Genomic DNA, 26631 nt, shown 5'->3' with positions numbered 1-26631 from the left:
GGCCTCCCCCAGCCGAGAATGGTGCTTGCCCCACCCACTCTCATGCACGGAATCACCCGGCGCCACCGCCAAATCGGCTCGCTGTGGACAACGCCGAACTGTGGAGAACTATCGGCCGCCTTTACGCAGCGAGGCCAGCATCTCGTTGTATTCGCGCAGTTCCGCGTCGTCGTCGCGCTCGGCGTTGCGGTCGTAGCGCCTGGCCTCTTTATCGTCCTCGCGGCGCCACTGCACCGCCAGCGCCACCATCACCAGGACCAGCGGGATCTCTCCGGCCGCCCATGCGATTCCGCCGCCGACGCGCTGGTCGGAACCGAGATCGGTGTTCCACGGCAATTGCAGTCCGCGGTAGTAGGTCTCCGCGATGACCGCGGTGGTCATCATCAACGCGACCCCGAAGAAGGCGTGCAGCGGCAGCGTCCCCCACACCACGCCGATCTTTCCGAGAGGACTCAACCGGTACGGCGCGTGATCGATGCCGATCACCGTCCAATAGAAGACGTAGCCCGATACCAGGAAGTGGACGTTCATCAGGATGTGCGCCCCGTGGAAGGGGGCGATCACGCTGAACAGGCCGCCCAGGTACAGCAAATAGAAGCTGCCGACGAACATCACGATGGCCACGGCGGGGTGCCCGAGCACCTTGGCCACCGGACTGGTCACCAGGTACTGCACCCACTCGCGCGGACCGGGCGGATTACCGCGCCCGGCCACCGGCAGCGCCCGCAGCGCGAGGGTGATCGGGCCGCCCAGCACGAGTAGGACCGGGACCAGCATCGACAGGATCATGTGGTTGACCATGTGGACCGAGAACATGGCGGGGGCATAGCGGCCGAGCCCCGACGACGTCGCGATCAACAGGGCCGCACACCCCGCCACCCACGAGATGGTCCGCCCGACGGGCCATGCGTCGCCACGACGGCGCAGTCGCAGCACACCCCGCAGGTAGACGACGCAGAGCACGATCGCGGCCGTGCCGAAGAGCAGGTCGAACCGCCAGTCGAAAGCCAGGCGCGACGGTGTCGGCGGGCCGTCGAGCAGATACCCGAGGGTTTCCTCCATCGGCGTGATGTTCGGTTTGACGGTGCCGCCGGGCGGCGGGCTCCACGCGAGTGCGACAGCGATCCCATAGGTGATGGCGAAGACGAACAATTCGACGAGGCCGAACCGGACGAACAGCGACCGCGGCGGGTCGTCAGAGGAGGCCAGGGTGGCGATGGTTCGCCGCCGATGCCAGGCCCCCAGACCACCCAAGACGAGCAGGGCCACGCCCTTGGCCACGACGATCAGCCCGTAGGTGGAGGTGAACAGCTCACCCGGGGTGATCCGCACCGCCGCGTTGATGACACCGGAGACGCCCACGACGAGGATCAGCCAGAAGGCGACCCGGGAGAAGCGCCGGACCGCCAGTTCGCGCCACCGTCCGCCGGCGATCGCGTAGACGACCACGGCGAACAGTCCGCCGAACCAGCCGACCGCACCGAGGATGTGCAGGATCAGACTGTTCGCGGCGTAGTCGTGGCTGCCGCCCGCCGCGGAGTGCCCGGCCAACGCCAGCGGCAGCAGGGAGAAGACCCCGAAGAGTAGGGCGCCTACGGCGTATCCCCAATGCATGCCGAACCGCGCCAGCAGCATGGCGAGCACCGCCAGCACCGCCGTCACCGTCCAGGTCCGGGCGTTCGACACCGTCGAATAGGCGGTGAAGAACTCCCCCGACGTCAGCAATTGCCCCACCGACCGTCCGACGAGGTCGGAAATCGACAACGCGATCATCGCGACCGAGCACACCGCCCACGCCGCGTAGAGCTTCCCGGCCCAGCGCAGCGCGCGATAGCCGCCGATGTCGAACACGCCGTCGTGCTGTGGCGGCACGAAGAAGGCGGCGAACAACGAGGACCCGACGGCGATCGCGACGGCGACGTAGCCGACGGCGGTGACCGCGGGAATGCCGTAAGTGGTCAGCGCACCCGGGTTGGTCACACCCTTGAGTAGCCGCGCCTGATCGGCCGACGGCAGGAATACCGCCACGGCGACACCGGCGGCGACGACGGCGAGAATCGCGCTCAGCACGCGGACGACCGAACCGCGATCGTCCATCTCGTCGAAGGTGTTCTCGTCGTGCGCGGTCATAGGTCCAGGGTAGTGAGCCGCCAGAACCGCCCCACGCGCGCGCCCCGGGCGAGATTCGAACTCGCGGCCAACCGCTTAGAAGGCGGCTGCTCTATCCACTGAGCTACCAGGGCATGGCGATCGTCGGGAGAACACCCGATGATCACGCCCGATTCTAAGGCCACCGCCCTCGAACACATCGCGGACCACCGCTCGCCGCGTCACGAGAGGGGGAAGGATCCTTCCCCGGCACCGTTCCTCACTGGTCGGCCCGTTCGCGCCGCCGCAGAGTAGATGGTGTTCCCGGAACAACGAACCGCCGGGACTCCGCCATCAATCATTGGAGCAACGCCGTGACCGACGCCAACACCACCATCACCCCCGTGAAAATCCCCGGCGTGGCCTGGGATCTCGCGGCGGACATCTACTTCCCGGCGAACTTCGACGAGGCGCTCAAGTACCCCGTCGTGATCACCGCCCACCCGACCGGCAGCGATAAGGAGCAGACCTCCGGAAACGTGTACGGCGCAGCGCTGGCCAAGGAGGGTTTCGTGGCCATCGCCTTCGACGCCAGCTTCCAGGGCGAGAGCGGCGGCGAGCCCCGCTTCGTCGAGGACCCGGGCTTCCGCGTCGGCGACTTCAGCTTCGTCGTCGACTACCTGGTCGCCCAGCCGTGGGTCGACGAGGACAAGATCGGCGTCCTCGCCATCTGCGGCGGTGCCGGTTACGCGGTCGCCGCGACGATGATCGACCGTCGCATCAAGGCGCTGACCACCATCGCCGGTTCCAACGTGGGCCGCCTCATGCGCGAGGGCTTCTCGAACTACGACCCGATCGCGATGCTCGAGGCGGTCGCCGCGCAGCGCACCGCCGAGGCGCGCGGCCAGGCCGAGCAGATCAACGACCTGCTGCCGCCGACCGTCGAGTTCGCCAAGGAGAACGGGCTGACCGACATCGACGTGCTGGAGGCCACCGAGTACTACAAGACCCCGCGCGGCCAGCACGACCGGGCCTGCACGAGCTTCAACTTCGCCCGGCAGGGTGCGCTCGCGACCTGGGACGCCTACGACCACGCGGAGACCTTCCTCACCCAGCCGCTGCTGATCGTGATCGGTGACAAGCCGGGCGCCTTCGCCTCGTATCGCCTGGGCATGGAGCTGTACGGCCGCGCCGCGTCGAAGGAGAAGGACCTGCTGGTCCTCCCCGGGGTGTCGCACTACGACCTGTACGACCAGCCGGAGGCGACCGGCAAGGCCCTGGAGGCCGCGGTGCCGTTCTTCCACAAGCACCTGTGACCCACAGGTAGATCCAACGCGCCCGGCGGAGCACGACTCCGCCGGGCGCGTTGCTCCTCACATTCGGTCCATCGTCACTGTGAGCACGAGTTGACCCTCGCGTTACGCCCTGCCGACGGTTGCGAAACGCACCCGACCAACCATGGGTGCCATGCACTCGCCCGTCCTGCCGACCACCGTGGACACCGTCTGCGGCTATTGCGGTGTGGGCTGCGGGCTGACGTTGACCAGGTCCGACGACGAGCAGCCGACGATCACCAAGGCCAAGGGCACCGCGGCGCACCCCGCCAATCAGGGCCGGTTGTGCACCAAGGGCAACACGACCGCCGACCTGCTCAACGGGGGCGGGCGCCTGACCACCGCGCTGCGCCGGCCGACCCGCGACGCCGACCAGGTGCCCGTCGACGTGGACGAGGCGGTCGACGAGGTCGCGCGCCGGTTCACCGAGATCAGGGCCGAACACGGCAACGACGCCGTCGCCTTCTACGTGTCCGGCCAGATGTCGTTGGAGGCGCAATACCTGGCGAACAAGCTGTGCAAGGGCTACTTCCGGACCAACCTCATCGAGTCGAACTCGCGGCTGTGCATGGCCAGCGCCGGCACCGGCTACAAACAATCCCTCGGCGCCGACGGCCCGCCGGGCAGCTACGACGACCTCGACCACGCCGACGTCTTCCTCGTCATCGGCGCGAATATGGCCGACTGCCACCCCATCCTCTTCCTGCGGATGATGGATCGGGTCAAGGCCGGGGCGAAGCTCATCGTCGTCGACCCGCGGCGCACCACCACCGCGGCGAAAGCCGACCTGTACCTGCCGGTGAAACCCGGCACCGACATGGCGCTGCTCAACGGGCTGCTCAAACTCATCGTCGACGCCGGTCGGCTCGACGAGCGGTTCATCGCCGAACACACGCAGGGGTGGGAGGAGATGCCCGACCACCTCGCCGACTACCCAGCCGCGCGGGTCGCGCAGATCACCGGCATCGACGAGGCCGATCTGCGCACCGCCGCGGATTGGATCGGCTCCGCCGACAACTGGGTGAGCCTGTGGACCATGGGCCTCAACCAGTCCACCCACGGGACCTGGCACACCAACGCGCTGTGCAACCTCCACTTGGCGACCGGGGCGATCTGCCGCACCGGCAGCGGACCGTTCTCCCTCACCGGGCAGCCCAACGCGATGGGTGGGCGCGAGATGGGCTACATGGGGCCCGGCCTGCCCGGTCAGCGCGTGGTCACCGACCCCGCACACCGCGCCGAGGTCGAGGCACTGTGGGACCTGCCTGACGGCACACTGCGCACCGAGGTCGGCGGCGGCACCGTCGACATGTTCGAGGCCCTCGCCGACGGTCGGATCAAGGCCGTCTGGATCATCTGCACCAATCCGGTGGCGTCGATGGCCAACCGCGCCAAGGTGATCGCCGGCCTGGGCACCGCCGAATACGTCGTCGTGCAGGACGCCTTCTCCGGCGTCGAGACCGCCGATCACGCCGATGTCGTGCTCCCCGCCGCCCTCTGGTCGGAGTCGGAGGGCGTGATGATCAACTCCGAGCGCAACCTGACGCTGACCGCCCCCCTGATGCGCGCACCCGGCCAGGCACTGCCGGATTGGCAACTCATCTGCCGCGTCGCGCGGGCAATGGGATTCGACGGCTTCGACTTCCCCGACGCGGCAGCGGTATTCGACGAGATCAAACGATTCCACAACCCCCGGACCGGGTGGGATCTGCGCGGTGTCGACTATGAGCGGCTGCGGCGCGGGCCGGTGCAGTGGCCGGCCCCGCCGGGCTCCCCCGACCGCAACCCGATCCGCTACCTCAACGACGGCGTCAGCCAGTCCCGCCACGTCGACGGCGACGGCACCGCGCCGCGCCTCGCCTTCGCCACCCCGTCGCGCCGCGCACGGTTCTTCGCCCGCCCCTATCTGCCGCCGGCCGAACAGCCCGACGAGGAGTTCCCGCTCGTCCTCACCACCGGCCGCCTCCCGCACCAGTGGCACACGATGACGAAGACCCGCAAGGTCGCCAAGCTGATGAAGCTCAACCCGTCGACCTTCGTCGAGATCCACCCCCTCGACGCGCAGCGGCTGGGGATCGCCGACGGTGATCGCGTGGCGGTCTCTTCGCGCCGCGGGACCGCGTTCGCCCCGGCCGTCGTCACCGAGAACATCACCGTCGGAACGTGTTTCGTGCCCATGCACTTCGCCGACGCCACCGGTCCGGATCTGGCGATCAACGCCGTCACCAACGACGCCGTCGACCCGGATTCGCTGCAGCCCGAATTCAAGGCCTGCGCCGTCGCCCTGTCCCCCGCACCGATCACCGCACCCCTGGGAGAGCCCGTGTCCGATGCCGTCACCCTGCTCGCATCCGCCTTCGGCGACCAGACCGCCGAGATCACGCTGTCGGAGGCCGAACGCGCCTACGTCGGAGGTCTGCTCATCGGGTTGCGGACGAACCCGCCCGAGGGTCATGTACCCGCGGTGCCGGTACACGCCCCGCTCTCGCCGACCTCGCGGGCCTGGGTCGACGGGGTGCTGGCCGGCGTCTTCTCCCGCATCCCCCTCACCGGCGGCGCGCCATCGGTCGGGGGCGGCGACACGGCGGCCGGCGGCAGCGCTCCGATCGGACCGGCCCAACGCACGGTCGAGGTGGTGTGGTCGTCGCAGACGGGCACCGTCGAGGAGTACGTCCCCACCCTGACCGCCGCACTCGGCGCCGCCGGATTCGCGGTCCGCGACCGCTGCGCCGACCAGGTGTCGGTCGACGCGCTGACCGGCGACGTCCTGTTCGTGGTGGCATCCACCGGCGACGGCGACGCACCGGATTCCGGTGTGGCGCTGTGGGATTCGCTCGCCACCGTCGAGTCCGACGACGAACTCGCCGGGCTGCGCTACGCCGTGCTGGGCTTCGGCGACTCCTCCTACGCCGACTTCTGCGGTTTCGCCCGCAAGCTCGACGCCCGCCTGCACGATCTGGGCGGCACGCGGATCGCCGAGCGCGGCTCGTGCGAGCCGGACTACGAGGAGCAGGCCGCGACGTGGCAGGAGCGCACACTGGCGGCCCTCGCGGCCGAGCAGGAGCCCAGCGGCGAGTCCACTGCCGAGACAACGGTTGCCGGCGAGCCCGCCGCCGGGGCGAATGCTTCGGAACCGGCGCCGACGACCTACTCCCGCAAGCACCCGCTGACCACCGAACTCGTCGAGAACACCCGGCTCACCGCGCCCGAATCCGACAAGGACGTCCGACGATTCGCCTTCGCGCTGCCGGAGGACACGCTCTCCTACAGCGCCGGTGACGCACTCGGCGTCTGGCCGACGAACCGGCCGGCGGTCGTCGAGGAGTGGTTGGCCCGCACCGGGCTCGAGGCCGATGAGCCGGTGGTCGTCGGCGGCGCACAGCGCACCCTGGTCGACGCGCTGACCGACCACTACGACATCACCCGGATCACGCCGGATCTCCTGCGACTGCTGCACGTGCACCACCCCGACGAGGGGTTCGCCGACTTGGCCGCGCAGCCCGCCCAGCTGCGGGAATGGTCGTGGGGACGGCAGGCGGTCGACCTGTTGGCGCGGTTCCCCGTCGCCGCGCCGCGCGACGACTGGCTACAGATTCTCAAACCCCTGGTGCCGCGGCTCTACTCGATCTCGTCGTCGCCGCGCTCCGACCCCGGCCGCGTCGAGGTGACCGTGTCGGCGGTGCGCTTCGACCACGACGGCCAGACCCGCCACGGGGTGTGCTCGACCTTCCTCGCCGACGCCGAACCGGGCGCGCCGATGCGCGTCTTCATCGCGCCGAACAAGAAGTTCGGCCCGCCGGTCGACGGCGACGCCCCGATGATCATGGTGGGCCCCGGCACCGGGGTCGCACCCTTCCGCGGATTCCTGCACGACCGCGCCCACACCGGCGCACCGGGGCCGAATTGGCTGTTCTTCGGCGACCGCCACGAGTCGACCGATTTCCTCTACCGCGACGAGCTCGCCGAATTCGCCACGACCGGCGTCCTGACCAAGCTCGACCTCGCCTTCTCCCGCGATCAGGAGGAGAAGGTCTACGTGCAGGACCGGATGCGGGCCAACGCGGCCGAACTGTGGAATTGGATCCACCGCGGCGCCCACGTCTACGTGTGCGGCGACGCCGACAAGATGGCCCGCGACGTCGACGACGCCCTGCGTGAGATCGTGGCGCAGCACGGCCGCATGTCGCCGCACATGGCCGACTCGTACGTCGCCGCGCTGGCCGCCGAGAACCGCTATGTCCGCGACGTCTACTGACGACGAACACCCGGCGCGACCGATACGGTGAGGCGGTGGACTTCGACGCGGTCATCCTGGCCGGCGGGCAGGCCAGGCGGATGGGCGGCGCCGACAAGCCGGCGAGCCTCGTCGGCGGTCGGCGGTTGGTCGACGTGGCCTTGGCCGCCGTGGCCGACGCGGACCGGATCGTCGTCGTGGGTCCGCAGCGCGACCTGCCCGCCGACATCCGGACGACCCGCGAGGACCCGCCGTTCGCCGGTCCGGTGGCGGCGCTGCGCGCCGGCCTCGCCGCGCTCGACGACCTTCCCGACGATCGCGCCGTGGCAGTCCTCGCCGCCGATCTGCCCTTCCTCACCGCCGCGCACCTGGTCGCGCTCGCGCGGGCGCGCAGCGCAGCCCAGGCACCGGTCGCGCTGGCCGTCGACGACGAGGGCCGGCGCCAATATCTCGTCGGGGTATGGCGGGCCGACGCCCTGCGGCAGGCGCTCGCCGCCGCGGGCGAATCGATGCGCTCGATGATCCCCGACGAGGCAGTCGAGCTGCCGCTGCCGGGTATCGCCGACGTCGACACCCCCGCCGACCTCGAAGCGGCCCGACGTCTTGCCGGGCCGGCGGGAACGTTGACGACCGCGCTCGCGGGGATGGGCATCGCGTCCGTCCGGACGGCTCCCCCCGCCGACGCACTCGGCGGGGTCCTCGCCGAACCGTTGCGCGCCGCGCTCCCCTTCCCCGCCTTCGATACGGCGGCGATGGACGGGTTCGCGGTCCGCGGCGAACCCCCGTGGCATCTCGTCGGCACCCCGATCCGCGCCGGCCACCGGCCCGGAGCACTCGTCGCCGACGGCACGGCCGCGGTGATCGCGACGGGAGCCCCGCTACCCGACGGTGCCGATCGGGTGGTCCGCGTCGAAGAGGTCGCGAAGCTCCCCGACGGCTCCGTGACCCCGACGTCGCAGGGTCGCGACGACACCCGTCGACAGGGGGATTCCTGGACCACCGGCGATCTCCTCGCCGAGGCGGGCACCACGGTCGACGCGGCGCTGGTCGGCACGGCACACGCGGCCGGGGTCGCCCGGATCTCGGTGCGCGGCCCGCTGCGCGGTGCTGCACACCTCCGGCGACGAGGTCGGCGCGACCGCCGCCGGAGGCATCGCCGACACCGCCTCACCCCTGGTGCGGGAGTTGTTGGCGCGCACCGGCATCCGTGTCGCGACCGGCGCGCACCTGCCCGATACCGCCGACGCCGTGCGCGATGCCGTCGGGCCCGACCGCATGCCGGGCGAACTCGTCGTCATCATCGGCGCGACCGGGCGCGGCACCGCCGATCACCTGCGGGCGGCACTCGACGCGGTCGGCGCGGTCATCCTCGTCGACGGGCTCCCGATCCGCCCGGGCGGCTCGCTGATCGTCGCCGCCCTCCCGACGGCGGCACCCTGCTGGGCCTCGGCGGCAACCCGGTCGCCGCCCTCGCCGGCGCCGCCCTGTGCGCGCCGCCGCTGCGCGATGCCCTGCTCGCCGCGGCACCCGCGCCGGCCGACGAGATCGCCGTCGACAACGCCGCCGAACTCGCCCACCCGACACTGTGGCGGGTCGTGCCGATCCGTCCGCAGGGCGCCGGCCGATGGCTCGGTGCCGCGGTGACGAGCACGGCCGAACCGGGTTCGTTGATCGGGGCACGGGGGATCGCGCTGCTCGCGCCGCAGGCCGGTGGCCCGGTTCGCCGTCTGATCTGACTGCTTCTCACATCCGATCCCGCACAGCTGTGCGCTGTTTCGAACCGGATCGAAACACGACCGTCGTATTTGTCATGCCGGCGCAACAGTCGCGGCAACACCGGTGCAACACCGGATTCCTACCGTGGGTTTCACCGTCACAGCCGCCCAGGAGGATCACATGACAACCGCGCCCACCCGCACCCGAACCGTGGTCGTCGTCGGCCACGGAATGGTCGGCCACCGGTTCGTCGAAGCGCTGCGCACCCGCGACGCCGACGACCGCTGGCGCGTCGTCATCCTCGGCGAGGAGTCCGATGCCGCCTACGACCGCGTCGGGCTGAGTTCCTACGTCGGCACCTGGGAGCGCGGCGACCTCGCGCTGGCCGGCAACGACTACGCCGGGGACGACCTCGTCGAATTGCGCCTGGGCAACGCGGTCACCCGGATCGACCGCGACGAGCGCACCTTGACGCTGGCCGACGGCGCGCAGCTCGCCTACGACGCGTTGGTCCTGGCCACCGGTTCCTACGCCTTCGTCCCACCGGTGCCCGGGCACGACGCGGACAACTGCCACGTCTACCGCACCCTCGACGACCTCGACGCGATCCGCGCCGATGCGCAGACGGCCCTCGAGCGCGACCCGGGTGCCGTCGGCATCGTCGTCGGCGGCGGCCTGCTCGGGCTGGAGGCGGCCAACGCCCTGCGCCAGCTCGGCCTGCGACCGCACGTCGTCGAATACAACCCGCGACTCATGCCACAACAGGTCGACGAGGCCGGCGGCGAGCACCTCGCCCGTATGGTCGGCGAACTCGGCATCGACGTGTCGCTGGGGGTCGGCACGTCGAATATCGAGACCGCCGACGACGGCGGCCTGCGCGTCACCCTCGGCGAGGACACCGTCGTCGACGCGGCCCTGCTCGTCTTCGCCGCCGGTGTGCGCCCGCGCGACGAGTTGGCCCGCGACGCCGGGCTGGACATCGCCGAGCGGGGCGGGGTCCTGACCGACCTCGGCTGCGCGACCTCCGATCCGGCGATCTTCGCCATCGGCGAGGTCGCCGCCATCGAGGGCGTCTGCTACGGCCTCGTCGGACCCGGCTACGCCACCGCGGAAGTCGTCGCCGACCGCCTCCTGGAGGGGGACGCGGAATTCCCCGGCGCCGACCTGTCCACCAAGCTCAAGCTGCTCGGGGTGGACGTCGCCAGCTTCGGCGACGCGCACGGGCGCACCGACGGCGCGCTCAACGTCGTCGTCAGCGACCCGATCAACGGCACCTACGCCAAGCTCGTCCTCTCCGACGACGCGCAGACCCTGCTGGGCGGCGTCCTCGTCGGTGACGCCAGCACCTACGGCCTGCTGCGCCCGCTCGTCGGGCAGACGCTGCCCGGCGACCCGGTGAGCCTGATCTCGCCGGCCACCGACGGCTCCCCCGGGATCGGCGTCGGCGCACTCGGCGACGACGCACAGATCTGCTCCTGCAACGACGTCAGCAAGGGCACCTTGTGCGCGGCGATCGCCGACGGTTCCTGTACGGTCGCCGACCTCAAGAAGTGCACCGGTGCCGGCACGGCCTGCGGCTCCTGCGTGCCGCTGCTCTCGCAGATCCTCGCCGATTCAGGCGTGGAGCAGAGCACGTCGCTGTGCGAGCACTTCGACGTCTCGCGCGCCGAGTTGTTCGAGTTGGTCCGTGCCAGCGGAATCCGAACCTTCTCCGGGCTGATCGGGCGCTTCGGCACCGGCACCGGCTGCGACATCTGCAAGCCCACCGTCGCGTCGATCCTGGCCTCCACCAGCTCCGATCACATCCTCGGCGGCGAGCAGGCCTCGCTGCAGGACACCAACGACGCCTTCCTGGCCAACATCCAGCGCAACGGCACCTATTCGGTGGTCCCCCGGGTCCCGGGTGGGGACATCACCGCCGAGCACCTCATCCTGATCGGCGAGATCGCGCGCGACTTCGGCCTGTACACGAAGATCACCGGCGGCCAGCGGATCGACATGTTCGGCGCCACCGTCGACCAGCTGCCCCAGATCTGGCAGCGCCTCGTCGACGGCGGGATGGAGTCCGGTCAGGCCTACGGCAAGTCCCTGCGCACCGTGAAGAGCTGTGTCGGTTCGGACTGGTGCCGCTACGGCCAGCAGGACTCCGTGCAGCTCGCCATCGACCTGGAGCTGCGCTATCGGGGCCTGCGCTCGCCGCACAAGATCAAGATGGGCGTCTCCGGCTGTGCCCGCGAATGCGCCGAGGCACGCGGCAAGGACGTCGGGGTCATCGCCACCGACAAGGGCTGGAACCTCTACGTCGGCGGCAACGGCGGCATGACGCCGCGGCACGCCCAACTACTCGCCGGCGACCTCGACACGGCCACCCTCGTCAGCTACGTGGACCGGTTCCTCATGTACTACATCCGCACCGCCGACCGGTTGCAGCGCACCGCGGCCTGGCTCGAGGAGATCGATGGCGGTCTCGACCACGTGCGGTCGGTCGTCGTCGACGACAGCCTGGGCCTGGCCGCCGATTTCGAGGCCGACATGGCCCGCCACGTCGAGGGCTACGAATGCGAGTGGAAGGGCGTCCTGAACGACCCCGACAAACTCTCCCGGTTCGTGTCCTTCGTCAACGCCCCGGACACACCGGACCCGACGGTCAGCTTCACCAGCAACAACGGGCGAAAGGTCCCGGTGCTCCTCGGCACCCCGACCGTGCTGACTGCCGCCGAGCCCGCCGCCGACCTCGCCACCGAAGGGAACCTCCGATGAGCCTCAACTTCGACCTGCACCGCTGGACCCGGGACTGGACCGCGGCGTGTCCGCTCTCGCGGCTGGAGCCGCTGCGCGGGGTGGCGGTCCTGCTGCCCGACAACGCGCAGGTCGCACTGTTCCGACTGGCCGACGACAGCATTCGCGCCATCGGGAACATCGACCCGATCGGCCGGGCCGCGGTCATGTCACGCGGCATCGTCGGCGACCGCGGCGGCTTCCCCACCGTCCAGTCGCCGCTCAAGAAGCAGGCGTTCAGCCTCATCGACGGCCGGTGCCTCGACGCAGACGGGATCAGCATCCCGGTCTACGCCACGCGCATCGGCCTCGACGGGACGGTCTTCGTCGCGAACTCCCCCGATATCAGCTTCGGCTACCGCCCCGATGGCTACCGGCGTACAGCGGTGGGGAGCGCGTCGTGACGACGCTGCTCGTCGCGCACGGCACGCGCAACCCGCACGGGGTGGCCGTGATCGGCGACCTCGCGCACGCGCTGGGCCGGCGCCTGCACGACGATGTGCGCGTCGGATTCGTCGACGTCCTCGGCCCCGACCCCGCACAGGCCCTCGAGTCGATCCCCGGCTCCGACCCGGTGCGGGTGATACCCGCCTTCCTCGCCGGCGGCTACCACGTGCACACCGATCTACCCGCCTATCTGGAGCGATCACCGCGGGCGACGCTGTTGACGCGCCCGCTCGGCCCCGACCCGCTGCTGGCCGACGCGATGGTCTCGCGGTTGCTCATCGCCGGATGGCAGCCGGGCGATCCGGTCGTCCTCGCCGCCGCCGGTTCTCGCGATCCCCGCGCGCAGGCCGACATCGCGACGATGGGCCGGTTGTTGTCGCTGCGCGTCGGGGCACCGGTGCGCGTCGGCTTCGTCATCCCGCCCGCCGATCGATCCGGGTTTCCCTCGGTCCCCGACGCCGTCGCGACCCTGCGACGTGACTGCGGCGCCGGTCGCCGTATCGCCGTCGCCACCTATCTGCTGGCCGACGGCCTGTTCGCCCGCCGCCTGCACGAGTGCGGCGCCGACGTCGTCGCCGCCCCGCTCGGGGTTCATCCCGCGGTACTCGACCTCGCCTGCCGGCGCACCCACCAGGTGACCGAGGTCGTCACGACGAGTATCAGCACCGCGGGCCACAGCGATTGAAGGTTGCCGACCGTCGAATAGACCCAGCCGCCGAGGACCGAGCCACAGGCCAATCCGGCCCAGATCAGCGCCGGGCGCACCCATTCCCAGCGCGGGCCGCCGAGCAGCGCGTCGGCCAGGCGCTGTCCCGCCTTCACGACCGACCCGGTCACATAGGTCAGCGGCACCGCGACCTCGCCGCCGCGCAGGAAGGTCGCGTTCATCGTCCCCATGCCGACGGTCGCCACGAGTGCGGCGGGCACCGGGAACCAGGACTGGGTGTCGGCGAGTCCGGCAGCCGCCACCAGGAGCGTCGTCGCGACCAGCACCGCCACCCGACCGTCGCGGAACCGGGCCAGCAGACCGCCGAGGACGCAGCCGACGAAGAACAGGCCGATCAGGCCGAGCGCCTTGCCCGCGCCGGCCAGTCGCCCGTTGGTGAACTCGGCCCCCATCCGGGTGGTGTTACCGCTCATGAAGGACACGAAATAGCCGCCGAGATCGAGGAACCCGACCGCGTCGACATAGCCGGCCGTCGCCGCCAACACGACCGCGAGCACCACCTCGCGCTGACGAATCGACTGCATGACGGTCGAATCTAGTCGACGGCGAGCCGGTATCCGCGTTTGACGACGGTGGCGATGAGTTCGCGCGCCCCCAATGCCGACCGCAGCCGCCCGATAGCCACCTCCACCGCGTGGGCATCGCCGCCGGCGACGGGCAGCAGCGCCAACAGGTCGGTGCGGGAGACCACCTCACCCGGGTTGGCGGCCAGTGCGTGCAGCAGCGCAAGGCCCGACGGGGAGACGTCGCACACCCGCCCGTCGACGACGGCCGCGTCCGCGCGCACCCCCATCGCGTGCCCGGCGACCGCCAATTCGGGGCGCCGCCGCGGCAGGTCGTCGCCGATCAACCGGGCCAGCGCCCCCAGGCGCATCCGTTCCGGGGCGACGCTGGGCACGTCGACGTCTTCGAGCGGCCGTGCGGTGACCGGGCCGACGCAGTAGGGCACCACCGGCCCGCGCAACGCGTCCAGCAGGGCGTCGACCCGCCCGAGCTGCCTGGCCCGTTCCAGCATCGCGGCGACGGCGGGAGCCGAGGTGAACGCGGCCGCGTCGACGCGGGCGTCGGCGATCTCCACCAACAGCGCGTCGAACCGGTCCTGGTCGGCCGGCGCGGTCCACCGGTAGACGGGTACCGCGATCACGGTCGCCCCGCGTCTGCGCAGTTCGGCGAGGAATCCCGGGTTCGGATCCCAGTCGTCGGTCGCCCCGTGCAGCTGCACGGCGACGCGCTGACCGGACAGGTCCTGCGGGAGGTGCGCCAGCACCTCCACCGACGACTCGGAGGCCGGCGACCATTCCTCCCGCAGCCCCGCGGCCCGCAGCGCCCCGGTCGGTTTCGGCCCGCGCGAGATGATCCGGGTGGATTCGAGTTGCTTCATCAGCGCCGACGCCAACCCCCACTCCTCGGCGGCCTCGGCCCAGCCGCGAAAGCCGATGCCGGTGGTCGCGATCAGCACGTCGGGGGCTTGGGCGAGGACCTCGTCGGTGGCCGCGCGCAGGGCCACGTCGTCGGCGAGCGGGATGATCGCCATCGCCGGGGCGCTGCGGGTGGTGGCACCGCGGCGCTGCAGCAGCATCGCGAACTCGTCGGCCCGTCGGGCGGCGGTGATCGCGACGGTGAACCCGATCAACCCGGCCGGCCCGGTCGTTGCGTCGGCAATCATCACCCCAGTCTCTCAGATGCCGACGCCGGCGCACCGCTGCCCGCGCCGACGGGGACCGGTCGGTCTGCACGGGGCACCCGCAGGTAGACCGACCAGGTGATGACGGCCGCGGCGACGTAGACCACGGCGAACACGACGAAGGCCGAGGTCGCCGAACCCGAGCTGAGGTAGGACTGCCGCAGGACGAGGTTGATGCCGACGCCGCCGAGACCGCCGATCGCGCCCGCGATGCCGATGACCGCCCCGGTGAGCGAGCGCGAATAGTCGGCGCGCTCCTGCACCGTGGCGAACCCCTTGGACTGCGCGGCGGCCTCGAAGACCGACGGGATCATCTTGTACACCGATCCGTTGCCCATCCCCGACAGCACGAACAGGACGACGAATCCGACGATGTAGAAGACCAGGGAGCCGTTGCCCGCGACGAGGATCCCGGCTCCCGCGATCATGCCGAGGAACACGCCGAGCGTGACGCGGCTGCCACCGATGCGATCGGCGAGCTTGCCACCGTAGACGCGGCTGATGGAGCCGAGGAGCGGGCCGACGAAGGCGATCTGAGCGGCGTGCAGCGCCGCCTGCGACGGGTTGTCGCCGTGATCGCGGAAGTACCCGGCCAACACCTGGCCGAAGGCGAAGGAGTAGCCGATGAACGAGCCGAAGGTCGCGATGTAGAGGGCCGCGATGATCCACGTGTTCCGGTTGGCCACGGCGCGGCGCATCGCCCGCATGTCGACACCGGGGATGGTCAGGTTGTCCATCTGCAGGGCGGCGCCGATACCGGCGACGGTCAAGAGCACCAGGTAGACCGCGCACACCCAGTAGGGCGCGGCGTCGCCGATCCACGCCACCAGCAGCAACCCGATGAGCTGGACGGCCGGCACGCCCAGGTTGCCTCCGCCGGCGTTGAGGCCCAGCGCCCAGCCCTTGAGGCGCTGCGGGTAGAAGGCGTTGATATTGGTCATCGACGAAGCGAAGTTGCCGCCGCCGAGCCCCGTCGAGGCGGCACACACCAGGTACACCCACAGCGGCATACCCGGATGCGCCAGGATCCAGAGGGTCGCGCTGACCGGGATGAGCAGGACGAAGGCGGAGAACACCGTCCAGTTGCGCCCGCCGAAGCGCGTGGTAGCCATCGTGTACGGGAAGCGCAGCAGCGCTCCGGTCAACGTGGCGGTGGCGCCGATGAGGAATTTGTCACCCGTGGTGAGGCCGTAGACGTCGGCCGGCATGAACAGCACCATGACCGACCACAACGACCACACCGAGAACCCGATGTGTTCGGCCGCCACCGACCAGATCAGGTTCCGCCGGGCGATGGCCGACCCGCCGTTGTCCCACTGCTCGGTGTTCTCCGGATCCCAGTTCTCCAGCAATCCGCCAGTGCGTCGCGGTTCCTTCACGTTTCCTCCCAAGCGTTCGAGCCGTTGTCGTCGCCGACGCTATGGATTCCGTGTTGCGGCTTTCGTCAGCCGCGGTCACCGGGACGTAACCAGATCCTCACGCCCGCGAATCCGACGGTGTGCGGTCGCCGCGCAGGCCGGGCAACCAGCGACGACGCAGGAGGACAAGTACGAAAAGGCTGATCAAAACCAGCCCGACCGACATCGCGACGGCCGACCGGTCGTCGCGGATCAGCGCCAGATAGATCGCCAGCGGCATCGTCTGGGTGACGCCCTCGACGTTGCCCGCGAAGGTCACCGTCGCACCGAATTCGCCGAGGCAACGCGCGAAGCACAGCAGCGCACCGGCCCCGATCCCCCCGCGGATCATCGGTAGCGTCACGCGCCAGAACGTGGTGGCCCGCCCCGCACCAAGGGTGTGCGCGACCTCCTCGGCGTCGACGTCGCGACTGCGCAACGCCGATTCGACGCTGATCACCAGGAACGGCATGGACACCACCAGCTGCGCCATGACGACGGCGGCGAAGGTGTAGGTCGGCGTCCAGCCGAACCACGAGTCCAGTAGCGAGCCGATCGGTGCGCGCCGCCCGAATGCCGCCAGCAGGCCGGCGCCCACCACCACCGGGGGCAGCACCATCGGCACCAGCACGACCAGCCGCAACGCGGCCCGCAGCCGATCCGAGGAGATGCCGTCGGCGAGCAGCGCGGCGAGCGGGACGCCGAGGACGACGGCGATCGCCGTGGCGATGGCGGCCGAGGCCAGGGACAACCACAGGGCCGAACGCGCCGACGGCGCCGTCAGCAATCCGATCATCTGCCCCCACGGCGCCGTCGCAATCAGCGCGACCAGCGGTGTCAGGAGGACGACCAGGCCGATGACACCGACGGCGCGGATCGGCGTTGCCGGCCGCCCCCTCACGGAGCCCCGAATCCGGCCTCCCGGAAGATGCGTTGCCCCTCGGGACCGGCGAGCAGGTCGACGAATGCCTTGCCGTCATCGGTCAGCGCCGCAGCCGGGTAACGATTCACCGGTGCGTCCGGGATCGCGATGGTCTCCACCCGGTCGCCCGCCGAGGCGGCGTCGGTGGCGTAGACGAGTGCCGCGTCGGCCTCCCCGCTGGTCACCGACGCCAAGGCGGCGCGCACGTCGACGGCGCGGCTGATCGGATGCGGGGTGCCGCCGATGGCGGCGATCGCCTTCTCCGCCGCCGCGCCGCAGGGCACCTCCCGCGCGCAGATGACCGCGCGACTGCCGGGTTCGGTGAAGTACTTCACGCCGGTCACCTTGCCCGGGTTACCCTTCGGCACGACGATCACGAGGCGGTTGGTCGCGACCACGCGCGGGTCGTGCGCGACCTTGCCGTCGACCGCCTTGGTCATGGTCTTCTCGTCGGCGGTGATCAGTACGTCGCCCTTGGCCCCGGACGTCAGCTTCTGCACCAGTGCCGACGACGCGCCGGTGTCCACCTGCACCTTCGCCCCGGGATGCTCCTTCGCGTAGGCCGACACCATCGGCCTGAGCACGTCGACCAGCGACGCGGCGGCGAGCACGCGGATCGACTGCGACGACGTGCCGTCGCTCGAGCACCCGGCCAGCGAGACGATCGCGAGCGAGGCGGCTGCCGTCGCGGCGAGCAGTCTGGTGGATTTCACTTCGGTTCTCCTTCGTCACGGCCCCGGGGGGGGCGGTTTTCGTCAGCCACCGGCGAACGGTGGGAGCAGGTCGACGCTACTGCCGATCGGGTCGGCGTCGTCACGGACCACGTCGTCGCCGGTCAGGACCGACGACAGCCCGGCCAGTTCCGCGACCGCGGGACCGTGGCGGGCGCCGACCGCGGCGCGCAGCGATCCCACCGTCAGCAGGTCGACGAGCAGTTCCTCGCGGCGGCAACCGGTGCGGTCGGCCAGGGCCGCGAAGTAGGTGACGGTCACCGATTCAGCCACCGATCGCCCCCATGCTGCGCCGGGGGGCGACGAGCTGCGCCGCATCGGCGTGGCCGGCCCGCTTGCGCACGGTGACGGCGCGCCACGCGTCCGCCAGCGCCTCGTCGGACCCGCCCGTGCGCAGGATCGCGGCGAGATCGATCTCGTCGTCGGAGAACAGGCACGGCCGCACGCGGCCCTCCGCGGTGACACGGGTACGGTCACAGCTCCCGCAGAAGGAGCGGGTCATCGAGGCGATGATCCCCACCCGATACGGTCCGCCGTCCACCAGCCACAACGCCGCCGGTGCACTCGGATCGTCACGACCCGCCTCGGTGAGCACCATCGTGGCGCCCAGCACGTCGAGTAGCTCGTCGGCGGTGACCATGGTCTGCGCCGACCAGGCGCGGTCGGCGTCGAGTGGCATCGCCTCGATGAAGCGCAGCGGCAATCCGCGGTCGCGGCACCAGCGCAGCAATTCCGGTGCGTGGGAAAGGGTCTCGCGTTGCAGGACCGCATTGATCTTCACCGGCTGCAGCCCGGCGGCGCGGGCGGCGTCGATCCCGGCGATCACGTCGGCGAGCCGGTCGCGGCGGGTCACCCGGGCGAAGAGTTCCGCGTCCACCGCGTCGAGGGAGATGTTGACCCGCGTCAGACCGGCGTGCGCGAGCGCTTCGGCGCGGCGGGCCAGTCCGATGGCGTTGGTGGTCAAGGCGATCGGCAGATCCCGATGCCGCGCGCGGATGCCGGCGACCACGAGCTCCAGATCCCCCCGCACGAGCGGCTCGCCGCCGGTGAGCCGCACCTCCTCGATGCCCAGGTGCCCGACGGCCACGTCGACCAACCGGGTCACCTCGGCGGCCGACAGCAACTCCTCGCGCGGCAGGAGCGGCAAGCCCTCCGCGGGCATGCAGTAGCGACAGCGCAGCGTGCACGCCTGCGTCAACGAGATCCGCAGGTCGCGGGCGCGCCGTCCCAACGTGTCAACCAGCAGCGCGGGAAGCGCAGGCGATTCGGGCGCGGTCACACCTGTGACGCTACCCCTGCGGTGTTTCGGCAATGTTCCGTTCGATCCGGGCGCCCTAAGCTAGGAGGATGCCCAGACGTCCGGTCTCCGAGCACCGACGCGCCGTTGCCGAGCACGTCACCGGCGTGGCCGCCATCGCCCCAGTCGCGGTGGCCGACGCCCTGGGCCTGGTGCTCGCCACCACCGTCGACGCCCCGCTCGCACTGCCGCCCTTCGCGAATTCGGCGATGGACGGATTCGCGGTGCGGGCCGCCGATGTCGTATCCGGGAGCGCGCTCCCCGTCGCCTTCCGCATCCCGGCGGGAACACGGGCACCCGCCCTCGCCCCGGGCGCGGCGGCGGCGATCATGACCGGGGCACCGGTCCCCCGGGGCGCCGACACCGTGATCCCCGTCGAGGAATCCGACGAGCGGCCGAGTGCGGGTGGCGGCACCGAGGTGTCCTTCTCGGTGTCCCCGGCGACCGGGGCCTTCCTGCGACCCGCCGGGTCCGACGTTCGCGCCGGCGACCCGATCGCGCGGGCCGGAACCCGGTTGGCGCCGCACCGGCTCGGCGCACTGGCCGCGGCCGGCATCGAGACGGTCGACGTGTGGCGCCCGCCCCGCGTCGCGGTCCTCTCCACCGGGTCTGAGCTGGTCAGCGCTGGTCAACCGCTGGGCCCCGGCCAGATCTACGAATCGAATTCGACGCTGCTCGCAGCCCTCGTCGCCACCAGCGGCGCCCGCGTGGCCAGCGTCGGCACTGTCGGCGACGACGGCGGTTTCGCCGCCGCGCTCGACGCGGCATGCGACTCGGCCGACCTGGTCATCACGACCGGCGGCGTCTCCGCCGGCGAGCACGAGCCGGTGCGCGACCTGCTGGCCGGCGCCGACGGCAACTGGTTCGGCGCGGTGGCGATGCAACCGGGCGGTCCGCAGGGGTTGGCCCGTCGCAACGGCACCCCGGTGCTCTGCCTGCCGGGCAATCCGGTCAGCGTCCTGGTGTCCTTCGAGGTGTTCGTGCGCGACGCGCTCCATGCGGTGCTGGGGCGCCCACCGGTGCGGTGCGGTCGGGGACGCGTGCTCGACCCCGTTGCCTCGGCGCCGGGAAAGACTCAATTCCTGCGCGGGAGGACGGCCGACGGGAATCGCGTCGCCGTCATCGGCGGCCCGAGCAGCCACCTCATCGCGACCGCTTCCCAAGCCGACGTCCTCGTCGAAGTCCCCGCCGACCTCACCGAACTCACCCCAGACCTGGAGGTACCGCTATGGCCGCTGACGATGTCGGATTGACCCATCTCGACGATTCCGGGGCCGCGCACATGGTCGACGTCTCTGCGAAAGCCGTGACCAGGCGGACCGCCGTGGCCCGCGGGGTGTTCCGCACCACCGCCGAGGTCGTCGGACTCGTCGAATCGGGCGGACACGGAAAGGGGGACGTGCTCGCCGTCGCCCGGGTCGCCGCGATCATGGGCGCCAAAAGGACCGCCGAGCTGATCCCCCTGTGCCATCCGCTCCCCCTCGACTCGGTCGACGTCGAGTTCGCGCTGGAGTCCGATGCCGTGACCGTGACCGCCACGGCGACGACGACCGGCAAAACCGGTGTCGAGATGGAGGCGCTGACCGCCGTGAGCGTCGCCGGGTTGACGCTGCACGACATGGTGAAGGCCGTCGATCCGGCGGCGACGATGACCGACATCGGCCTCGTCGCCAAGGACGGCGGTCGCCGCGGGGCCTGGCGTCGCGATGCGGGAGCGGCCGCACCGGCGACCGCCTCCTCACCCGCCGTCGTCGACATCTATCCGGGCCGCCGGGCCCACGTAATCGTGTCGTCGACACGCGTCGCGGCCGGCGAGCGCACCGATGCCACCGGCCCGATTCTGCGGGAGTGGTTGACGGACAAGGGATTCGAGGTCGACGAGCCGATCATCGTCGCCGACGCGGAGATCGACGGCGCCATCGCCGACGCGTTGGCCGTCCGGCCGTCACTACTCATCACGACCGGGGGTACCGGCCCGACGTCGGACGACCACACCCCCGAGGCGACGCGCCCCTATCTGACCACCGAACTGCCCGGCATCGCCGAGGCGCTGCGCGAAACCGGCCGGGCGTCGACGCCGTATTCGTCGTTGAGCCGCGGCCTGGCCGGCTTCGCCGGTCGCACCCTCGTCATCAACCTGCCCGGCTCCCGCGGGGGTGTCCGCGACGGCATCGCCGTACTCGATCCGCTGGTCAAGCACCTGTTCGACCTCGCCGTCGGCGGCGGCCACGACTGAGCCGCGACCGCGCCACGCCGCTCATCCCCCGTAAAGGTTGTTCAGTCCGGTGAAGACATAGGGCGAGAAGTCGTAATCCTTCGGCGTCAGCCCGTTGGCCGCGAAGGTCGAGACCAGCGTCTGCTCGGAATCGGAGACCTCTTTGGTGATCGGGACCGGCACGCCGCCGGAGTTCCGCGCCGCGACCGCGGTCACCGACAGCGGCAGACCCGTCGCCTTGGACCAGAATTGCGCCCACTGATCGGGGTGCTCGTTGGCCCACACCCGTGCCTGGTTCCACAGCCGCACGTACTCCCGGATCGCGGACGCCTTGCCCGGATCGCTCAGGGCCCGCTTGGACGCCACGTTGAAGGAGTAGTGCGTGCCGTACGGCGCCGTGTCGGTGAGGACGCGGGCGCCGTGCTGGACGGTCGCCTGCTCGATGTACGGGCTCCACGCCGCCCAGGCATCGATCGAGCCATTCGCCAGCGCCGCCAAGCCTGCCGCGGGTGCCAGGTAGTCCAGGGAGACGTCCGACGGCTTGAGTCCGGCCTTGTTCAGCACCTGGAAGGTGAAGTAGTTGGTGTTGCTTCCCTGGTTTCCACCGATCTTCTTGCCGCGCAACTGATCCACCGAGGTGATCGGCGAATTCTTCGGCACGACGATGGCCTCGTAGCCGGCCGGATTGCGGACCGCGGACACGATCGCGATCGGTGCGCCGCCGGCCGCCGTGAAGACCGGCGGGGCGTCGCCGACGCTGCCAATGTCCACCGAACCGGAGGCCGCGGCCTGCAGCATCACCGGGCCCGCGTTGAAGTTCGCCCACTTCACCGTGAACGGCAGCTTCTCGGTGAGTCCGGCCGCCGACAACAGCGCTTGCGACCCAACCCCGGCCTGATCGCCGACGGTGAGCGTGACCTTCGACAGGTCGACCCGCGGCCCCTGACCACTCGCCTGCGGTGCGGCCGACACCGTCGTCTCCGACGTCGGGCTGGGACTGCCACAGGCGGCGAGCAGTCCAGACGCGACCAGTGTGGCCGACACTGCGACGGCCGATCGGTACCGGAATGGGCTGTGCTTCATGGTGTTTCCTCTTTCACTGTCGAGACGGTTACGGCATGGAACACGGCAGCGGCACGGGACTGTGCCGTTGCCGAAAACGGGATTCGGTTCAGTCGACGCCGAGCGCGCTCAGCAGCCGGGTCCGCAAGGCGATCAACTCCGCGTCGTCCCGCTTGCGGGGACGTGCCGATACGACGACGCGAGATTCGAATTCGATCCGCCCGTCGCGCAGCACCAGGACGCGGTCGGCGAGTGCCAGCGCCTCATCGACGTCGTGCGTGACCAGCAGCACCGCCGGGCGGTGCCGCTGCCACAGGCTCAGCACCAGTCGATGCATCGTGATGCGCGTCAACGCATCCAGAGCGCTGAACGGCTCATCGAGTAGGAGCAGCCGCGGCTCGCGAACCAGTGCGCGTGCCAGCGAAACCCGTTGCGCCTGACCGCCGGACAGCGTCCGGGGCCACGCGTCCGCACGGTCGGCGAGCCCGACCTCCTGCAGCGCCTCCCGCGCGACACGTTTCGGTTCGGCGCCTCGCAGGCCGAGGACGGTGTTCGCCAGCACCGTCTTCCACGGCAGCAAACGCGGTTCTTGGAACGCCATCGCGACGGTTCCGTCGACCTCCAGCGAGCCGGTCACACCGTCGTCGAGGTCGGCCAGGATTCGCAGCAACGTCGACTTGCCGGAACCGCTGCGGCCCAACAGTGCGACGAACTCGCCGGGCGCGATCTCCAGGTCGAGGTCGTCCAGCACGCGGTCGTCCCCGAAGGCCCGCGTCACCCCGCGCGCCCGCACCACCGGGCGAGTATCGATCAGGCCACCAATTCGGGACGCCATGCCAGGGCCTTCCTCTCGACGATGCGGACCAGCCAGTCGGTGAGCAGGCCGAGAAGCGTGTAGACGATCAGCGCCACGAAGATGACGTCGTTCTGCAGGAACTGCGTGGCCTGATTGATCAGAAAGCCCAGCCCGGCCTTGGTGTTCAGCAGTTCGGCGACCACCAGCGACAACCACGCCGTGCCCAGGCTCTGGCGCAATCCGACGAGGATCTGCGGCAGCGCGCCGGGCAGCACGACATGTCGCAACACCTCCAACCGGTTCAGCCCGAGCACCCGTCCGGCCTCGACGAGCTTCGGGTCCACTCCCCGGATTCCGGAAAAGGTATTGAGGTACAGCGGGATCGCCGCACCGAGCGCGATCAGCACCAACTTGGGCTGCTGGCCGATTCCGAACCACACGATGAACACCGGTACCAATCCGAAGAGCGGCACCGTGCGCAGCATCTGCATGAGCGGATCGACCACCGTCTCGCCAACGCGGCTGAGTCCGGCGATCACCGCTAGGACCAGGGCGACCGCCGCGCCGAGGGCGAACCCCTCGGCCATGCGCTCCAACGACGCGATCAGCGCGCCCTGCAGGGTTCCGTAGGCCGGCGAATCCGTCGTGATCAGGCGTACCGCGGTGCGCCAGACGTCGACCGGCGACGGCACCTTCTCGGGTGACACCAAACCGGTCGCGCTCGCCGTTTGCCACAGCACCAGCACCGCAAGAGGACTCAGCAGCCGATACCACCCGGGCGTCGATCGCGGCGCACGACCGACTATTCGGCGGGGACGCCCGACGCGGGCGGTGGGCTCGGCATCGGGCACCAGGGCCGATGGGATCGCCGGCGCGATACTGATGCTCATGTCCGCCAGTCTGGCCCGCCGCACCCGCCGCGAGGAGGGTTGCGATCAGGCAGGTTCAGACGAGGCATTCGGTCGACAGCGCCGAACCTATGAATCGAAACCCCGGTTAACTACAGTGTTTCTGGTGCAGAGATCACGCCGACCACGCGTTCGGCGATCCCGTGGCGGCGGTCATGACTGAGGCCTCCGGCCCGCCCCCTCCCGAGTCCATCGTCGAAGGCCCGCTGGACCGGGCGGCGTGCGAGCGCGCCGCGGCCACCGACGCCGATGGCGCCGTCGTCACATTCGTCGGCACCGTCCGCGACCACCATGACGGCCGCCGGGTCGTCGGCTTGCGCTACGAGGCCCACCCGCGTGCGGCGGAGTTCCTGGAGCGCGTCTGCGTCGCCCACCGCGGACCCGACGTGCGCGTCGCGGCGCAACACCGCGTCGGCGAGGTACCGATCGGCGAGGCGGCGGTCGTGGTCGCGGTCGCCGCACCGCACCGTCGGGAGGCCTTCGCGGTCTGCGCCGCCGTGATCGACGAGATCAAGGCGACCGTGCCGATCTGGAAGTACGAGACCTACGCCGACGGGGACGCCGAGTGGCAGGTCCCCCACTGCTGAGGTTCCCGGCCGGGGACTTTGGTCCGTGGAGAAGATCCTCCGCCCCGCACTAGGTTGGGAATTACGACAACGTGTAGTGCAAGCGTCGAGGAGGCAGCGCGCGATGAGTACCTTCGGAGCCGGTTTGACCCTGGTGGCGGTGTTGATCTGGTTCGGGATGGTGCTGGCCATCTCCTTCATCGAGGCACCGATCAAGTTCACCGCCCCCGGAGTCACGTTGGCGATCGGCCTCGGGATCGGTCGACGGGTCTTCCGCGCGCTGAACGCCGTCGAAGCCGTGCTCAGTGTGGTCGCCGTCGTCGGTCTGTTCTTGATGGGCAGATCGGATGTGGACTACTCACCGACCGTCACGGTCGGCGTCGTCGTGGCGGTCGTCTGCCTTCTCGCGCAGGTCGTCGGCGTGCGACCGGCCTTGACGCGGCGATCCAACGAGGTGCTCGCGGGCGACGGCACCACCGCCGAGGACAAGCGCAGCACCGCGCACTATTACTACGTCGGCTTCGAGGTCGTGAAGATCGTCGCGCTGATCGTCGTCGCGGCCGCCCTCCTGTTCCACGGCTGACCACCCGCCGAGTGGGCACCCCAACCCCGCCGACTGGGCACCCCAACCCCGCCGAGTGGGCACCTCGGGGCCGCCGAGTGGGCACTATCCCCCTCGCACCCTGGTCCAGATAGCGGTGGCGGGACCGGGGATGGCCAGCAGGAGTAGCGGCCAGCTACCCAGACCGGGCCAGACGAGGGTGACGACCAGCGCCACCGCCAGGGCCGCGACCGTCCCCACGCCGGACCACCCGGCGAGGCTGCGGCGCACCGCGTCGCCGTCGACGACGAGGTCGGGGTGCCGCACCCCCTGGCGCGAGATGCCGATGAGCGAGCAGATCGCCAACCCGAGCACGAGGATGTAGAAGGCGACGCCCCAGTTCACCCGATCGTTGGAGATCAGCGCGGTCGCCAGCGGCAGCAACACGATCGAGAGCAACCACAAGAAGTGCAGGTTGAACATCGTCGCGTTGTAGCCGACGAAGTTCTCCATGATCTCGTGGTGGTTGCGCCACAACACCCAGATCACGGCGAAACTGATGAAGAAGCCGAGGAGGGCGTCGCCGTGATCGTTCATCACTTGGAACAGGGTGCGTTGGGCTTTGAGATCGCTGGCCAGGTCCGCCAGCGGCAGGATGAGCAGCGTCATAGCGATCGCGACCACCGCGTCGGCGAAGGCGACCAGGCGGTGCAGGCCGTCGGCGGTGCGTCGTTGCGGGGGATGCGGCATGGGAGAAGCGTAGGCACGACCCCGCAGGAACGCTGATAGATTTCGCCTCATGCCGTACATGGGACTTTTCCTACTGCTCGTCATGGCGATCACCCTGATCGACGTGATCCGCACCGACGATGCGCTGATCCGCGGCCTGCCCAAGATCGCGTGGGTCCTGCTCGTCGTGTTCATCCCGCTGGTCGGAGCCATCGCGTGGATCGCCGTCGGCCGACCGACCGCCGACGACCTGCCCCGCCGCGATCCCCAGGCCGGCGCCTTCCCCGAGTACGAACGGCCCGGACGCCACGTCGCCGCCGATCCCGAGGCCGACCGGGTGTTCCTCGAGCAGGTTCGCGCCCGGGCCGAGGAACAACGCCGAAAAGGCCGTGAACAGCGCGCGGCCCAGGACCGCCGCGACGCCGACCCCGAATGACCCGCCTACCGACCCGCGACTGA

23 protein-coding genes, 1 tRNA gene and 1 pseudogene are annotated in these 26631 nt (G+C 70.4%); 12 read left to right on the top strand and 13 right to left on the bottom strand.

All coding sequences use genetic code 11. The annotated features are described in order from the left end of the window. Positions 1-108: 108 nt before the first annotated feature. On the bottom strand, positions 109-2097 hold the full coding sequence (locus HUN08_RS06780; RefSeq protein WP_301546977.1) for a cytochrome c oxidase assembly protein: 1989 nt from the start codon (positions 2095-2097) through the stop codon (positions 109-111). 73 nt (positions 2098-2170) lie between these two features. Then, positions 2171-2243, bottom strand: a tRNA-Arg gene (locus HUN08_RS06775). A 219-nt stretch (positions 2244-2462) separates the two neighbouring features. On the opposite strand from HUN08_RS06775, the gene HUN08_RS06770 reads away from it, so the two are divergent. From HUN08_RS06770 to HUN08_RS06745, 7 genes and pseudogenes are all read left to right on the top strand, one after another. Then, positions 2463-3404 carry an alpha/beta hydrolase gene (locus tag HUN08_RS06770; RefSeq protein WP_301546932.1) on the top strand — a complete coding sequence of 314 codons (942 nt, stop codon included), beginning with the start codon at positions 2463-2465 and terminating at the stop codon, positions 3402-3404. 151 nt (positions 3405-3555) lie between these two features. After that, positions 3556-7677, top strand: coding sequence for a bifunctional nitrate reductase/sulfite reductase flavoprotein subunit alpha (locus tag HUN08_RS06765; protein ID WP_124247528.1), 4122 nt, complete (start codon positions 3556-3558; stop codon positions 7675-7677). Between the two features lie 35 nt (positions 7678-7712). Continuing rightward, positions 7713-8714 (top strand): annotated as a pseudogene (locus HUN08_RS18530) (NTP transferase domain-containing protein); the annotation flags it as partial. Positions 8715-8760: 46 nt separating this feature from the next. Then, entirely contained in the window at positions 8761-9300 is a 540-nt protein-coding gene (locus tag HUN08_RS18525; protein WP_367649948.1) for a molybdopterin-binding protein, read from the top strand. 252 nt (positions 9301-9552) lie between these two features. Further along, positions 9553-12132, top strand: coding sequence for a nitrite reductase large subunit NirB (nirB, locus tag HUN08_RS06755; protein ID WP_124248411.1), 2580 nt, complete (start codon positions 9553-9555; stop codon positions 12130-12132). After that, entirely contained in the window at positions 12129-12554 is a 426-nt protein-coding gene (nirD, locus tag HUN08_RS06750) for a nitrite reductase small subunit NirD (RefSeq protein ID WP_124248410.1), read from the top strand. The genes nirB and nirD overlap by 4 nt, the downstream gene beginning before the upstream one ends. Beyond that, positions 12551-13282, top strand: coding sequence for a sirohydrochlorin chelatase (locus HUN08_RS06745; protein WP_124248409.1), 732 nt, complete (start codon positions 12551-12553; stop codon positions 13280-13282). Before nirD ends, HUN08_RS06745 begins: the two co-directional genes overlap by 4 nt. Here the strand turns inward: HUN08_RS06745 and HUN08_RS06740 are convergent. From HUN08_RS06740 to moaA, 7 genes are all read right to left on the bottom strand, one after another. After that, positions 13189-13824 carry a YoaK family protein gene (locus HUN08_RS06740; protein WP_165353423.1) on the bottom strand — a complete coding sequence of 212 codons (636 nt, stop codon included), beginning with the start codon at positions 13822-13824 and terminating at the stop codon, positions 13189-13191. The genes HUN08_RS06745 and HUN08_RS06740 overlap by 94 nt on opposite strands. Positions 13825-13859: 35 nt before the next feature. Further along, entirely contained in the window at positions 13860-14990 is a 1131-nt protein-coding gene (locus HUN08_RS06735) for a uroporphyrinogen-III synthase (protein WP_124248407.1), read from the bottom strand. After that, on the bottom strand, positions 14990-16387 hold the full coding sequence (locus tag HUN08_RS06730; RefSeq protein WP_124248406.1) for an MFS transporter: 1398 nt from the start codon (positions 16385-16387) through the stop codon (positions 14990-14992). Before HUN08_RS06730 ends, HUN08_RS06735 begins: the two co-directional genes overlap by 1 nt. A gap of 97 nt (positions 16388-16484) precedes the next feature. Beyond that, complete coding sequence (gene modB, locus HUN08_RS06725; RefSeq protein ID WP_124248405.1) at positions 16485-17306, bottom strand: molybdate ABC transporter permease subunit; 822 nt, start codon at positions 17304-17306, stop codon at positions 16485-16487. Next, positions 17303-18040 (bottom strand): molybdate ABC transporter substrate-binding protein, encoded by a 738-nt coding sequence (gene modA / locus HUN08_RS06720; protein ID WP_124248404.1) that lies wholly within the window; start codon positions 18038-18040, stop codon positions 17303-17305. Before modA ends, modB begins: the two co-directional genes overlap by 4 nt. Before the next feature lie 42 nt (positions 18041-18082). Next, positions 18083-18331, bottom strand: coding sequence for a MoaD/ThiS family protein (locus HUN08_RS06715; RefSeq protein ID WP_301546931.1), 249 nt, complete (start codon positions 18329-18331; stop codon positions 18083-18085). Beyond that, complete coding sequence (gene moaA, locus HUN08_RS06710) at positions 18324-19337, bottom strand: GTP 3',8-cyclase MoaA (protein ID WP_301546930.1); 1014 nt, start codon at positions 19335-19337, stop codon at positions 18324-18326. The genes HUN08_RS06715 and moaA overlap by 8 nt, the downstream gene beginning before the upstream one ends. Positions 19338-19405: 68 nt before the next feature. Between moaA and glp the strand changes: the two genes are divergently transcribed. Both glp and moaCB read left to right on the top strand, forming a co-directional pair. Beyond that, entirely contained in the window at positions 19406-20608 is a 1203-nt protein-coding gene (gene glp, locus HUN08_RS06705) for a gephyrin-like molybdotransferase Glp (RefSeq protein ID WP_124248401.1), read from the top strand. Continuing rightward, the gene (moaCB, locus tag HUN08_RS06700; protein ID WP_124248400.1) at positions 20584-21591 is read left to right on the top strand and encodes a bifunctional molybdenum cofactor biosynthesis protein MoaC/MoaB; all 1008 of its coding nucleotides are present in this window, start codon (positions 20584-20586) and stop codon (positions 21589-21591) included. The genes glp and moaCB overlap by 25 nt, the downstream gene beginning before the upstream one ends. A gap of 21 nt (positions 21592-21612) precedes the next feature. On the opposite strand, the gene HUN08_RS06695 is transcribed toward moaCB, so the two are convergent. The 3 genes from HUN08_RS06695 to HUN08_RS06685 all read right to left on the bottom strand — a co-directional run bounded on the left by HUN08_RS06695 (position 21613) and on the right by HUN08_RS06685 (position 24318). Continuing rightward, a complete protein-coding gene (locus HUN08_RS06695) occupies positions 21613-22653 on the bottom strand; it encodes an ABC transporter substrate-binding protein (RefSeq protein ID WP_124248399.1) in 1041 nt (346 codons plus the stop codon). A gap of 88 nt (positions 22654-22741) precedes the next feature. Then, positions 22742-23467 (bottom strand): ABC transporter ATP-binding protein, encoded by a 726-nt coding sequence (locus HUN08_RS06690; RefSeq protein WP_124248398.1) that lies wholly within the window; start codon positions 23465-23467, stop codon positions 22742-22744. After that, entirely contained in the window at positions 23443-24318 is an 876-nt protein-coding gene (locus HUN08_RS06685; RefSeq protein ID WP_124248397.1) for an ABC transporter permease, read from the bottom strand. The genes HUN08_RS06690 and HUN08_RS06685 overlap by 25 nt, the downstream gene beginning before the upstream one ends. Before the next feature lie 173 nt (positions 24319-24491). Here HUN08_RS06685 and HUN08_RS06680 point away from each other — a divergent pair, with 173 nt between their 5' ends. After that, the gene (locus tag HUN08_RS06680) at positions 24492-24923 is read left to right on the top strand and encodes a molybdenum cofactor biosynthesis protein MoaE (RefSeq protein WP_124248396.1); all 432 of its coding nucleotides are present in this window, start codon (positions 24492-24494) and stop codon (positions 24921-24923) included. A gap of 103 nt (positions 24924-25026) precedes the next feature. Further along, positions 25027-25485: a hypothetical protein gene (locus HUN08_RS06675; protein ID WP_124248395.1), complete on the top strand. Its 459-nt coding sequence runs from the start codon at positions 25027-25029 to the stop codon at positions 25483-25485. A gap of 84 nt (positions 25486-25569) precedes the next feature. On the opposite strand, the gene HUN08_RS06670 is transcribed toward HUN08_RS06675, so the two are convergent. Beyond that, on the bottom strand, positions 25570-26193 hold the full coding sequence (locus HUN08_RS06670; RefSeq protein ID WP_124248394.1) for a TMEM175 family protein: 624 nt from the start codon (positions 26191-26193) through the stop codon (positions 25570-25572). Positions 26194-26242: 49 nt separating this feature from the next. Here HUN08_RS06670 and HUN08_RS06665 point away from each other — a divergent pair, with 49 nt between their 5' ends. Beyond that, complete coding sequence (locus HUN08_RS06665; protein ID WP_124248393.1) at positions 26243-26608, top strand: PLD nuclease N-terminal domain-containing protein; 366 nt, start codon at positions 26243-26245, stop codon at positions 26606-26608. Positions 26609-26631: the final 23 nt, after the last annotated feature.

The sequence above is a fragment of the Gordonia sp. X0973 genome (assembly GCF_013348785.1).
Taxonomy (GTDB): Bacteria; Actinomycetota; Actinomycetes; order Mycobacteriales; family Mycobacteriaceae; genus Gordonia.
This window is presented reverse-complemented; position numbering and strand designations above follow the sequence as displayed.